Annotated in this window: 9 protein-coding genes; 4 read left to right on the top strand and 5 right to left on the bottom strand. The window is 68.0% G+C overall.

What is annotated here, in order from left to right; genetic code table 11:
• Positions 1-42: 42 nt before the first annotated feature.
• Positions 43-399 (top strand): hypothetical protein, encoded by a 357-nt coding sequence (locus tag GV007_RS10735; protein WP_236558464.1) that lies wholly within the window; start codon positions 43-45, stop codon positions 397-399.
• The gene (locus GV007_RS10730; protein WP_160072479.1) at positions 396-1,154 is read left to right on the top strand and encodes an alpha/beta hydrolase; all 759 of its coding nucleotides are present in this window, start codon (positions 396-398) and stop codon (positions 1,152-1,154) included. Before GV007_RS10735 ends, GV007_RS10730 begins: the two co-directional genes overlap by 4 nt.
• On the opposite strand, the gene GV007_RS10725 is transcribed toward GV007_RS10730, so the two are convergent.
• From GV007_RS10725 to GV007_RS10715, 3 genes are all read right to left on the bottom strand, one after another.
• Positions 1,126-2,151, bottom strand: a complete 1,026-nt coding sequence (locus tag GV007_RS10725) for a zinc-binding metallopeptidase family protein (RefSeq protein ID WP_236558463.1) — start codon at positions 2,149-2,151, stop codon at positions 1,126-1,128. The genes GV007_RS10730 and GV007_RS10725 overlap by 29 nt on opposite strands.
• A gap of 58 nt (positions 2,152-2,209) precedes the next feature.
• Positions 2,210-3,256 (bottom strand): AI-2E family transporter, encoded by a 1,047-nt coding sequence (locus GV007_RS10720; RefSeq protein ID WP_160072475.1) that lies wholly within the window; start codon positions 3,254-3,256, stop codon positions 2,210-2,212.
• An 84-nt stretch (positions 3,257-3,340) separates the two neighbouring features.
• Positions 3,341-4,837 carry a DivIVA domain-containing protein gene (locus tag GV007_RS10715; RefSeq protein WP_160072473.1) on the bottom strand — a complete coding sequence of 499 codons (1,497 nt, stop codon included), beginning with the start codon at positions 4,835-4,837 and terminating at the stop codon, positions 3,341-3,343.
• A 333-nt stretch (positions 4,838-5,170) separates the two neighbouring features.
• Between GV007_RS10715 and GV007_RS10710 the strand changes: the two genes are divergently transcribed.
• Positions 5,171-7,519 carry a hypothetical protein gene (locus GV007_RS10710; protein ID WP_160072471.1) on the top strand — a complete coding sequence of 783 codons (2,349 nt, stop codon included), beginning with the start codon at positions 5,171-5,173 and terminating at the stop codon, positions 7,517-7,519.
• On the top strand, positions 7,512-8,495 hold the full coding sequence (locus tag GV007_RS10705) for a tetratricopeptide repeat protein (protein WP_160072469.1): 984 nt from the start codon (positions 7,512-7,514) through the stop codon (positions 8,493-8,495). Before GV007_RS10710 ends, GV007_RS10705 begins: the two co-directional genes overlap by 8 nt.
• Before the next feature lie 78 nt (positions 8,496-8,573).
• On the opposite strand, the gene glgB is transcribed toward GV007_RS10705, so the two are convergent.
• Positions 8,574-10,778, bottom strand: coding sequence for a 1,4-alpha-glucan branching protein GlgB (gene glgB, locus GV007_RS10700; protein WP_160072467.1), 2,205 nt, complete (start codon positions 10,776-10,778; stop codon positions 8,574-8,576).
• A 57-nt stretch (positions 10,779-10,835) separates the two neighbouring features.
• Positions 10,836-12,977 (bottom strand): alpha-1,4-glucan--maltose-1-phosphate maltosyltransferase, encoded by a 2,142-nt coding sequence (locus tag GV007_RS10695; protein WP_236558462.1) that lies wholly within the window; start codon positions 12,975-12,977, stop codon positions 10,836-10,838.
• Positions 12,978-13,065 lie beyond the last annotated feature (88 nt).

The raw sequence follows: 13,065 nt of genomic DNA, 5'->3' as shown, positions 1-13,065 counted from the left end.
GTCTGTCAGCTCGGTTCCCACGAGCTTCCTAGAATGGTTGTCATGCCCCGCTCGAACCGATCCCGCCGTCCAGGCGGTGATCCGTCCCCGAGGACGAAGGGGGGTCGCGCGGCGAAGAGGCAGCAGGCTGCCGCCGACCGCGCTGCCGGCCAGGCCGACGAGCTGGAGCGTCTCCGCGACGGCTGGCGCCGCACGGAGGTGCGCCGCGGCGTCTCCTACACGGTGCAGCCGATCTCAGCGGTGCGCGCGGTCAAGGACTACGTGTGCCCCGGCTGCTCTATCCCCGTCGAGGCGGGAGTCGCGCACGTCGTCGTCTGGCGGGCCGAGGGCATCCTCGGAGACGAGCACGCCTTGGCGGCCCGCCGCCACTGGCACAACCACTGTTGGAGGATGGCATGACCGACGCATCGACGGCCCGAGAAGCGGGCGAGTCCATCGAGATCAGGAGCGGAACGGAGCTGCCAGCTCGCCGCGAAGAGATCGAGCTGCACACGAGTGACGGCCTGACGCTCGTGGGGGAGCTGGCGTTGCCCCTCGACCGCGAGCCGGTCGCGACACTTGTCACCCTGCACCCCCTGCCCACCGCGGGCGGGTTCATGGACTCGCACGTGCTGCGCAAGGCATCGCTGCGTCTGCCCGCGCAGGCGGACCTGGCTGTGCTTCGCTTCAACACGCGAGGCACGAGCTCCCCACGAGGCACGAGCGACGGTGAGTTCGGCGATGGCGAGACCGAGCGCGCCGACGTCGAAGCCGCCATGGCGTTCGTCCGCGAGCGCCGACTGCCGAACCCGTGGCTGGTCGGCTGGTCGTTCGGCACCGAGCTCGCGCTCAGGCACGGCCACGAGCATACGGACGTCAAGGGCCTCATCCTGCTGTCCCCGCCCCTGAGGCGCACGAGCCAAGCCGAGCTCGACCGCTGGGCGGATGCGCGCATCCCGGTTGTCATGGTGGTGCCCGAGCACGACGACTTCCTCAAGCCCGACGAGGCGGCGCAGCGTATCGCGCATCTTCCCAACCTCGAGCTCGTGCCCGTCGACGACGGCAGGCACCTGTGGGTGGGGGAGAAGCAGACAAAGCGAGTGCTCACGGAGATCGTGCAGCGCATGAACCCCGCGGCGCTTCCGCTCAGCTCGTCGTGGCCGAGCGGCGAGTGATCCGCGTCACGATCCGGTGCATGAAGCCGAGCTTCACCTCGGTGGGTGCGTTCAACACGAACGGGTAGAGGTCGTTCTGGCCCATCGCTCTGCTGAAGCGGTTCAGGAGCAGCGAGACCTCGTGCCAGTCGGCGAGCACCCGCTCGATGGGCTCCTCCGTGTAGTCGATGAGCGGGCTCGTCGCCGGCTGCAGCACCACGTTCGACGCGGCGGCGGTCCACAGCGATCCGAGGATGTGCAGGTAGTGCGCGAAAGTCTCGGCGAAGTCCTCCCAGGGGTGCATCGTCGCGTACTCGGAGATGTACGACGCCGACCAGCCCTCGGGGGCGCCCAGGCGGTAGTGGCGCTCGAGCGCCTCCCGGTAGCTCGCGCGCTCGTCCCCGAACAGTTCGCGGCACTCGTCGAGGAGCGTCTCGTCGTCGAGCAGGATCGACTGGTAGTAGTGGCCGATCTCGTGCCTGAAATGACCGAGCAGGGTGCGGTACGGCTCGCCCAGACGCACTCGGAGGGCCTCGCGGTGTGCATCCAGGGTCTCGGCAAGGTCGATCGTGATGATGCCATTCGCGTGGCCGATGGACACTCGCTGGCCTGAGCTCCTGCTCGAGAGCAGGTCGAATCCGAGACCCCCGTCACGTTCCGCGTAGCTCTCGATGGGGAGGCGCAGGTGCAGGCACTGCGCGAGGAGGCGCCGCCTGTCGGCGTTCGCCTCTGCCAGCTTCTCGAGCGCGAGGGTGTCGTCGGACTCAGGGCGCTTGCGAACGAGCCTGCACGACAGGCACGACGAGGTCGCGATGCCGTCCTCCACGAGCCAGTTGCACCGCCAGCTCCGATTGCCGCACTCCCGCCACAACTTGCCGCCGACGAGGACGGCGCCGCCGCTGACATCGACGAAGGCCTGCCTCTCGTCGTGGAAGGCGATCGGCGTCGCACAGGCGTCGCAGGACAGCGACTCGAGCATGACGAGCGACGCGCAACGGGGGCACTGGATGCTCTGCACGTCTCGAATCATAGGTGGAGAACGAGCCGTGCCGCGCTCGGCCTGCCCCGCCGTGAGGCTAGCGCTCGTTCTGCGCCGGTATCCAGACTTCCTTGACGATGAGGAGGATGGCCGCCGCGATCGGGATCGCCACGAGAGCACCGAGGAGCCCCAGGAGCGTACCTCCGGTGAGTGCGGCGATGACCACGATGGCGCCGGGTACCTGCACGGCCGAGCTCATGATGCGAGGGCTGATGACGTAAGCCTCGACCTGCATGTAGACGACGTAGTAGATGGCGGCCATCCACCACACGCTGCTGTCGACCGGCATGAGCGCCAGCTGCAGCACGACGATGATGACCGACGCCGACAGGGTTCCCACGAGGGGGATGAGCGAGCCGAGGAAGGCGATGATGGCGAACACGGCGGGCATCGAAGCGCCGATGATGGAGAGGAACGTGAAGGACAGGATCCCGTTCGCGAGGCCCAGCGCGAGCTGCCCGAGGACGAACTTCCCGACGGACGCCGTGATCTGCTCAGTCAGCTCGGCCGTGCGGGCTCGGCGCGAGGCCGGCAGGAGCTGGTAGAAGCCGCGCTTGATGCTGTTCATGCTCGAGACGAAGTAGAGCATGAGGATGAAGACGATGAGCACGCCGAAGAAGGCGTTCACGATGCCGAAGCCGACCTCGAGCACGCCGCCGCCGATCGCGGCAAGGTTGTTGCGCAGCCACTCGAGTGCGTCGGTCACGAACTCCTGAGCCTGGAGATCAGGGAAGCGCTCGTCAACCCACTCGATGACGTTCGAGCCCGCGAGGTCGTTCACGATCGACGTGTAGCGCGCCGAGAGCTGCTCGACCTGGGTCGAGATGCTCGGGATGAGCGCCCACACGACGAGACCGAGGGCGAGCGCAGCGCCTCCCAGCGAGGAGATGATCGCCGCCCACCTGGGCCAGCGGTGGCGCTCCAGGAACGCGATGATCGGCTCGAAGCCGAGCGCCAGGAACAGTGCTGCGCCGATGTACGTGAGGATCGTGCTCAGCGAAGCGATCATGCCACCGAGGACAAGGGCTACGAGCACGCCGACCGTCGCGACGAAGCCGAGCCTGAACGGATTCTCGATGCGCATGCGGTATTCCCCCTGGTCGGATCCCGGCCGATGGCCGGGATCCGAGTCTAGACGCGCGGGGCGAGTCGAGATGGCACGCTGGGCCTACCGCTGGCGGGGCGCTCCGCGCTTCTGGTTCGGGTTCTGTCCGCCGCCCTGGCCCGCGGCCTGAGCAGGGACCGGCTCTTCCTTCGAGATGCTCTCGTCGGAGCGCTCGCTTGACGTCTCGGACGTCGCGCTGTCGTCGTCGGTCCCAGCCTCAGGCTCCTGCTGCGAGCCGCTGCTCGAGAGCGCGAAGGCATGCGCCTCGGCGCCGTCTGCGCCCGAAGCTGCCGCCTCGCTCTCGTCCGCGGCGGGCCGCTTCGTGATCTGCTCGTCGGCCTCGGGAAGGCTGAAGTCGGTGCGCGAGAAGGCCCGCTTGAGCTGGTCGAGGTAACTCTGCACCTGGTCGCGCTCCTCGCGGAGCTCCGAGAGGCGCTGCTCGGCGTTGTCGAGCAGGCTCTGCGTGTGCTGCTCGACCTCCGTGTTGCGCTCGCGAGCCTGCTTGTTGCTGGTCTCGAGCAGGTCGGCTGCCTTGCGCTCCGCCTGGTCCTGCGTCTCCTGCGCGCGGCGACGCGCATCCGCCATGATCTTGCCCGCTTCGCGTCGAACCTGCTCGCTGCGCTGGTTGAGGTCGGCGAGCTGCTCGGTCGCATCGTCGATGAGCTTCTTCGCGGCGGCCTCGGCCTTGCGGCCAGCGGCCACGAGCTGCTGCTCGAACGCGTTGCGGCGCTTCGAGAGTTCGACATCGAGCTCCGTGCGCTTCGCGTTCATCTCCCGCACGGAACCTTCGCGGAGTGCGTCGAGCTCGCCCTTCGCGGCCTGACGCTCCGCCTCCTGCTCGTGCTCCATCTGCGTGCGGCGAGCCGCGGCTTCCCGCTCGAAATCGGCGCGGGCCTTCTCCATCTCCCGCTGCCGCTCGGCGAGGCGAGCCGCAGACTCGGCGATCTCGTTCTCCACGGCCTGACGCTTCGTGGCCAGCTCCTCGTCGACCGATGCGCGCAACGCGCTGATCTCGAGGTCGGTCGAGTGACGCAGCTCGCGCAGCTCGGTCGTGACCTGGTCCTTGACCGTCTCGATCTCGCGCTCCTGGTTGGTCCGCGTGAGATCGGCCTCCTGCTTCGCGTTCTCGAGGAGGCTGTCGGCCTCGGAGCGGGAATCGCTCAGCACCCGCGAGGCGCGCACATCCGCTTCACGAGTCACACGCTCCGCGTAGTCGTTGGCTTCCTGGTGGATGCGGGCCGCGTTCCGGTGCGCTTCGCTGAGGATCTTGTCTGCCTCGCGCTGCGCCTCGGCAGTGAGCTTCTGCGCCTGCTGCTCAGCCGTCGCGAGCGTACCCGCGAGCTTGGTGCCGAGGCCGGAGTAGGTGGGGTTCCCGACCTCGTTGAGCTCGGACTCGAGCTGCTTGATGCGGGTCCGCATCGCTGCGATCTCGCGGCTCGCACCGGAATCCTGGTTGCCGGCCTGGGCGAGCTGCGTGCGCAGTGACCTGATGACCTCGTCGACTTCTTCGCGGTTGTAGCCGCGCATCGCCGTGTTGAAGTTGATGTCGTCGAATGCCAAGGACGCCTCCGCGTGAGTCAGGGTGCAGGTGCGCGCCGACCGCCTGCGCACGTCCTGAAGTCTAGACGGCGGCTCCGAGCAGCGCCCTGATGAGGCGCGGAATGGCGGAGACATCTCTTCTGAAATCGCCGCTTCGCGAGACGGGACCGCCGGAGCTTTCACCGCTTTCCGGGGCGAAACCGGCGTATTCCAGGGGAAGTGCGGGCACGGTGCGTTAGATTGAGGGGTCGAGAGTCTTCATGAACCTCATGGAAGACGACGGCACCCTCGCGAGAGGAGCACGTCGAGCGCACAAACGATGCACGGCGCAATCACTCGAGAAGGAGTCACTCAGTGAGATTCATCCTAGCCGCGATCGCATTCCTCGGAAGTGCGGCGCTGCTTGTCGTCGGCTGGCTGCAGGTCACGGAAGCGAGGGCCGCTGACACGGTCGTCGCGTCGGGCACGCTGACCCAAGAGTCGCCGTTGCTGGTCATCCCCAGCGACACGCTCATCGAGCACGCGGGCACGCAATCCATCACGATCAGCGGCGATGGCCCCATTCGCGTCGCGATCGGGCGCCAGGCGGACATCGCAGGCTGGGTCGGCACGACGCAGCACGAGATCGTCACCCTCGACGACACGAGCGGAGCCCTCGTCTTCACACCGGGCGAGGCTTCTGCGGATGAGACGACAGCCCCCAACATCCTCGGCAACGACCTCTGGTTCGAGGAGTACGAGGGGGAGGGTCAGCTCGAGATGCAGCAGACGCTTCCCGTCGGCTTCGCCCTGCTCGTCCAGTCAGACGGCGAGGCTTCCGCGCCCAACGAGGTCTCCATCTCCTGGCCGCTCGACGGACGCGCGCCCATGGCCGGTCCTCTGCTGCTCGGCGGCGGAGTCCTCCTGCTGATCTCTCTCGGCCTGCTGCTCTGGGCGCTGCTGAGCATGCGCCGCCGCTCCAAGCCGCAACGACAGGCTCGCGAGGAGCTCGACTCCGAGATCCCCGTGGTCGTTCCCGCCTCTGACGGGGGAACCGCGGCTACGCCGGCGTTCTCCTTCGAGGGGTCGACGCAGGTAGCGGACGACGGGCTCGATTCGTCTGACGTCGATCCGATCGAGCAGTCTCAGAGCGTCGTGGCCGAATCTGTCCGGCTCTCCGAAGAAGACGTGCGTGCCGCCGAGGCAGACCACGAACGCTTCAAGCCGGTTGAGGAGCCCGTGCCCACCTGGGCACCGCCGGCCTCCACCGTCGACGATGCAGATCAGCAGACCCAGGCTGCCGCCTTCCCCTCCTTCCGGGCCCCGAGCGCTGAGGCACCCGCAATGGGCCAGGCACCTGATGCTCCGGCGGTCGACGACCCGTTCAGCTGGAGCGGCCAGGAAGAAGCGACGTCACCCGATGCGGGCGACGCCCCGGCTGAGTCGGCAGCGCCGTCGATGGGCGATGACACAGACACACCCGACGCAGACAAGTCGGACGACGACTCCAACGGCGGCGGGGAGCCTCCCGCTGGCGGTGCACCCGGGCCCGATGCGACCGCACCATCCGGCGACGCGCCCGCTGCTGAGCCCCAGCAGTGGCGTCGACCCCGCGGTCGCGACCGGAGCCAGGCCCCGAAGCGACTCTTCAGGCTCATCCCGGTGCTTCTCGTCGGATCGATCGCGCTCTCCGGATGCTCCGCCGATTTCTGGCCAGAGCAGTTCGGCGGGTCGACGAGCGCGCCGACGACGCCGACGCCGACCTCCTCGATCGACCAAGCGCTGCTCACCGAAGGCGAGGCACTCCCCGCGGTGAACGCGCAGCAGCTCACGGAGATCCTCGACGACGCCGCCAAGCTCGCCCAGGAAGCCGACGCCGCCAACAAGGCGGACGGGCTGGCGCCGCGATTCACCCAGGCCGCCTACCAGGAGCGCGCTGCCGAGTACCAGGCGAAGGCCGCCGACAACGCGCTGCCAGGCCCCGTGGCCTTCCCCACCGGCGAGATCGTCTATGCCGTTCCGCAAGCCTCCGAGGCATGGCCGAAGTCGATCTTCGTCGTTCGTGAAGCCGGCGGAGAGACGCCGACGGCACCGTTCGGCATGATGCTCACGCAGTCGTCGGCCCGCGACAGCTTCAAGGTCGCGTCCATCGTGCAGCTCACTCCCGACGTGACGCTGCCGGAGGCGGCCCCAGTCGAGATCGGGGCCCCCGGTATCGACGGTCTCGAGCAGCCGCTCGTCATCGCCCCCGAGGAACTCGCTGCGGCGTACGCCGATGTCATCAGCAACGGGGATGGCTCGCAGTTCGCCGCACTCTTCTCGCCGGACGGAGACTCCCTGCGCACCCAGATCGCGGATGCCAGGGCGACGGTCTCGGGCGAGATCGACGCGAACGCGGCGCGGATCGAGTTCCAGACGCGGCAGAGCGACGACCCTCCCTTCGGAGTGCAGACGCTCGACGGGGGAGCGATCATCGCGGTCTCCATCGAGGAAGTCGAGAAGCTGAGCGCACGCACGCAGCTCGCGACGCTGAGCGTCCAGGGGCGCACCGCCGCTCTTGCAGGTGCCAGCTCTTCGTCGCTCGGATTCGAGACGCTCTACACGAACCAGCTCATGTTCTACGTGCCGTCTGAAGCGACAGGCGGCGCAGTCCAACTGCTCGGCTACGCCAACACCATGACCGGCGCACGCCAGCTCAACGCCAACGAGGTTACCTATGGCTGAAACCCCTCCACTCAACCCAGCAAGTCTCTACGGAGCCGTCGATCTCTCCTCGCTCGTCCAGCGCGCGAACACGCCGGCAGGTCAGGAGCCCGGAGCTCCGGCGGCCGGCGCACCAGGACAGCCCACCCAGCCAGCGACCGGAGAGCCGGTCGCGACGCTGCCGGACCTCGTTGTCGACGCTGATGAGCAGACGCTCGAGCAGTTCATGCAGCTCTCGCAGTTCCTGCCCGTCATCGTCGAGATGCACGCCGCCTGGTCGAGCGATGCGCAGGCCCTCTCGCCCGTGCTCGCGAACATCGTCCGCAGCGCTGAAGGACGCATCGTGCTCGTGCGGGTCGACCTGGATGCGCATCCGCAGCTCGGGCAGCAGCCGCAGGTCATCGCGATCATCGGCGGTCGGCCGCTGCAGCTCTTCTCCGGCAACCCGCCCCAGGAGCAGATCACGCAGATCGTCGGTGAGATCCTCCAGGTCGCCGCCCAGCAGGGGCTCACAGGCCACGTCGCGGTCGATGCAGCACCTGAGGCCGAGGCCCAGGACCAGGCCGAGCCTGCCGCACCGCCGCTCCCGCCGCTGCACGCTGAAGCCTTCGAGGCGCTCGAGCGCGGGGACTATCCCGCAGCCATCGACGCCTATGAGCGCGCCCTCGCTGAGCGCCCCGCCGATGACGAGGCTCGCGCCGGCCTCGCCCAGGTGCAGCTCCTCGTCCGGCTCCAGGGCAAGACGCTCGAAGAGATCCGGCAGCGAGGTGCCGCCAACGCGGACGACCTCGATGCGCAGCTCGACGTCGCCGACCTCGACCTGTCGGGCGGTCACATCGACGACGCGTTCGACCGCCTGCTGACGCTGTTCCCGAAGCTCGACGCCGAGGGCAAGACGACGGTGCGCGAGCGCCTCCTCGATCTGTTCCTCGTCGTGGGCGTCGCGGACCCCCGCGTGGGGGTTGCGCGGGCACGGCTCACGAACCTGCTGTTCTGACCTGAGCTGGGGAACGGAGCGAGGCCCGGATGCGATCTGATCGCATCCGGGCCTCGCTCCGTTGGGCCTGCAGGTCTCCTAGCCCTCGAACTTGAGCCAGACTGCCGCGAGCGGCGGCAGCGTGATGGCCGCCGACTGCGCGAAACCGTGGGACGCGACGTCCTCGGTCGTGACGGATCCGTAGTTGCCGGCTCCCGAACCCGCGTAGGTCTCCGCGTCGGTGTTGAGCACCTCCGACCAGCGCCCTGCGTGCGGCAGGCCGAGGCGGTAGCCACCGATGGCCTGGTTCGAGAAGTTGAAGATCATCGCGACGTCTGGAGTGCCGTCGAAGCCACGGCGAGCGAAGGCGAGGACGCTGTTCGCTGCGTCGTCGCCGCTGAGCCACACCATGCCGGACGAGTCGTCGTCGAGCTCCCAGAGCGCGCCCTCGTTCTTCGCGAGACGGTTGAGGTCTCCAACGAGACGCTGGACGCCAGCGTGGCCGGGGTTGTCGAGCTCCCACCAGTCGAGGCCGCGAGACTCGCTCCACTCGGTCTGCTGCGCGAACTCCTGCCCCATGAAGAGCAGTTGCTTGCCCGGGTGACCCCACTGGTACGCCAGGAAGAGGCGCGTGCCGGCGAGCTTCTGCCACTCGTCGCCTGGCATCTTCGAGTACAGGGACCCCTTGCCGTGGACGACCTCGTCGTGGCTGATCGGAAGCAGGAACCGCTCACTCCACGCGTACACGAACGAGAACGTCAGGTCTCCCTGGTGGTGGGAGCGGTAGATGGGGTCGCGCTCGACGTACCTGAGGCTGTCGTTCATCCAGCCCATGTTCCATTTGAGGCCGAAGCCGAGGCCGCCCCATTCGGTCGGCTTCGTGACGCCCGCCCAGCTCGTGGACTCCTCGGCGATCATCGCGATACCGGGGTAGAGCTTGTAGGCCGTCGCGTTGACCTCCTGCAGGAAGGCGATGGCCTCGAGATTCTCGCGCCCGCCGTGGATGTTCGGCACCCACTCCTCGCGCGAGTAGTCGAGGTAGAGGATCGACGCGACGGCGTCGACGCGCAGCCCGTCGATGTGGAACTCCTCGAGCCAGTACAGCGCGTTGGCGACGAGGAAGTTGCGCACCTGGGAGTCACCGAAGTTGAAGACCTTCGTGCCCCAGTCGAGCTGCTCGCCGAGGCGAGGGTCGGCGTGCTCGTAAAGCGCCTGACCATCGAACTCCGCGAGGCCGAAGCTGTCCTTCGGGAAGTGGCCGGGCACCCAGTCCATGATGACGCCGTAACCGGCCTGGTGAAGCCGGTCGATGAGGTAGCGCAGGTCGTCGGGTGAGCCGAGGCGCGAGGTCGGCGCGTAGTAGCCGGTGACCTGGTAGCCCCACGAGCCGCCGAAGGGGTGCTCCGAGAGCGGCATGAACTCCACGTGGGTGAACTCGAGGCCGTCGAGGTACTCGACGAGCTGGTCGGCGAGCTCGCGGTAGCCGAGTCCGGGACGCCAGGACATGGCGTGGAGCTCGTAGGTGGTCATGGGTCCCGTGTGCGGGTCCTTCTGCGCGCGAGACGTCATCCAGTCGCCGTCGCCCCACTCGTACGTGCTGGGGTTCGCGATGACCGACGCGGTCTGCGGCGGCTGCTCCGCGTGCAGCGCGAGGGGGTCTGCCTTCTCGACCCAGTCGCCGGAGGCGGTGCGGATCTGGAACTTGTAGGTCTCGTGCGGTGTGACGCCTGGCACGAAGAGCTCCCAGATGCCGAGTGCGTCGAGGCGGCGCAGGGCGTGCGCCCGGCCATCCCAGCCGTTGAACGAGCCGATGACGCGCACGGCCTGGGCGTGGGGAGCCCACACGACGAACGAGGTGCCCCAGACGGCGGAGTTGGTGCCCCAGTGCTCGCGGTGGTGGGCGCCGAAGACGTGCCAGAGGCGCTCGTGGCGCCCTTCGCCGAAGAGGAACTGGTCGACCTCGCCCACGACGGGAAGGAAGCGGTAGGGGTCGTCGACGATGTGCGGAACGCCGTCGCTGTAGACCGTCTCGATGCGGTAGTCGTCGAGGCCGTGATCGTGCACACCCTGCCAGATGCCGTGGGCGAGGTGCTGCAGCTCGACCCGCTCGCCGCTGGACTCGAGGATCGCGGTGACGCGCTCTGCGAGGGGGCGACGCGCTCGGATGAGCGTGCTCCCGTCTTCCTGCAGGTGCTGTCCGAGGATCGCGTGCGGGCCGGAGTGCGTGCCCTCGGCGACCGAGCGCAGCTCACCCTCGGGGACGCCGATCGGTGCGGGAGCGGCGGGCTTGAGTTCGTCGGTCATGGTGTTTCCGTTCTCGAGATCGTCCGGTCGCGCCGCCTGGCGAGACCGGACGACGGGTCAGAGTGCCGAATGCCTGACGCGCAGGATGTGCGCGGGGAGGGTGGATGGGTCGAGGCGCACGTAGTTCGCGCCGCCCCAGACCCATTCGTGGCCGCTGAGGAGGTCTTCCACGCCGAACTCCGTGTCGGACGCGAACCCGAACTTCGTCTGGTCGATGTAGACGGTCGCCTCCTCGATACCGGAGTGGTTGAGGTTCACCGCGACGATCACCGTGTTGGAGACGCCGTCGGGGGCGTACTCGGCGGGCAGGTGCTTGGAGAAGACGAGCACGTTCTCGTTGTCGCTGAACTGCACCTCGAAGTTGCGCAGCTGCTGGAGCGCCGGGTTGGCGCGCCTCAGCTCGTTGAGCTTCGTCAGGAGCGGAGCGAGGGAGTAGCCGCTCGCTTCCTGGGCCGCCCAGTCGCGCTGCTTGAACTCGTACTTCTCGTTGTCGATGTTCTCCTCCGAGCCGGGGCGGGCCACGTTCTCGGCGAGCTCGAATCCGGCGTACACCCCCCACAGCGGGGAAGAGGTGGCGGCGACGATCGCTCGGATCTTCGCTGCGTTGCGCCCACCCTTCTGCAGGTACTCGGTGAGGATGTCCGGCGTGTTGACGAAGAAGTTCGGGCGAAGGAAGTCGCTTGACTCCTTCGACACCTCGGTGAGGTACTCCTCGAGCTCCGTCTTCGTGTTGCGCCAGGTGAAGTAGGTGTACGACTGCTGGAAGCCGGCCTTCGCGAGCGCGTGCATGATGGCAGGCCGGGTGAACGCCTCGGCGAGGAAGATGACCTCGGGGTGCTTGGCGTTGACCTCGTGGATCAGCCATTCCCAGAACTGCAGAGGCTTCGTGTGCGGGTTGTCGACGCGGAAGATCTTGACGCCGAGGCCGATCCAGTACTCGACCGTGTCGAGGACCTCCGCGTACAGGCCGTTGCGGTCGCCGTCGAAGTTGATCGGGTAGATGTCCTGGTACTTCTTCGGCGGGTTCTCGGCGTAGGCGATGCTGCCGTCTGGCAGCTGCGTGAACCAATCAGGATGCTCGGCCACCCATGGGTGATCGGGTGTCGCCTGCAGGGCGAGGTCGAGGGCGAGTTCCATGCCGTTCTTCTCGACCTCGCTGACAAAGTACCGGAAGTCCTCGACGGTGCCCAGGTCGGGGTGGATGTCGCGGTGGCCGCCTTCTGCGGACCCGATCGCCCACGGGGAGCCCGGGTCTCCAGGCTCCGTCGTGAGGGAGTTGTTTGGCCCCTTGCGGTTGGTGTGCCCGATCGGGTGGATCGGCGGAACGTAGAGCACGTCGAAGTTCATGGCTGCGACCGCAGACACTCGCTCGGCGGCGGTGCGGAACGTTCCGGAGGTCCAGCTGCCGTCTGCCGCCTGCCTTGCGCCCTCCGAGCGGGGGAAGAACTCGTACCAGGCTGCGTTTCCGGCGAGCGCGCGGTCGACTTGGATGCTGCGCTTGGCCGAGCGCGTCACGAGGGAGCGGACGGGGTGAGCCTCGACGACCTCCAGCACATCTTCGGCGAGCAGCGAGGCGAGGCGGAACGAGGCGGACCGGGAGGTGAAGCGCGACGCGGTCGCAGCGTCGCGCAGCACGGCGCTCTGATGCGCGGTGAGCTCAGGATTGCTGGCGGCACGGTCGACGACCATCGCGCCGAGCTCGAGCATGACGTCGACATCGATGCCGGCCGGGATCTTGATCTCCGCGTTGTGCTGCCAGGTCGCGAAGTCGTCGTTCCAGGCTTCGACCCACCACTCGTGGGTCCCCGCGGAGGTGACCTGCGCCTCGGCAAGCCAGGAGTCGGTGCCCTTGGGACCAGGCTGCATGCGGATGCGCGTGGATTCGGCATCTGGCTCTGTGAGCACGAGCTCGACGCCGATGATGTCGTGTCCCTCGCGGAAGGCGACGCAGGAGAAGGGCACGACATCGCCTACGTATCCCTTCGTCGGGAACAGGTTGTCGACGAGCTGCGGCTGCAGGTCGAGGATGGGGATGCGGCCGATCACCGGGACGTAGCCGGAGCCCGGGAAGGCGTCGCCGGTCGGCGGGAGCGCCGTCGCGACGGCCGCGGCTGCTGCCGGCTTCGCCGCTGGAGCCTTCGGCTTGCGCGCCCGGGGTGCCTTGGCCGAGGCGAGCTCGGGCGCTGCCGCTGCGCTCACTGGCGCGTCCTGCGCCGCTGGGGCAGGCTTCGGCGAGGTGCTCGCTCGCTTCGAGGCTGCCCGACGTGGGCGGCTCGGTGGAATCTGG

Origin of the sequence: Pseudoclavibacter sp. 8L, assembly GCF_902506465.1 — a bacterium.
Lineage (GTDB): Bacteria > Actinomycetota > Actinomycetes > Actinomycetales > Microbacteriaceae > Pseudoclavibacter.
The sequence above is the reverse complement of the archived record's forward strand: the minus strand, read 5'-3'. Positions and strand labels throughout refer to the sequence as shown.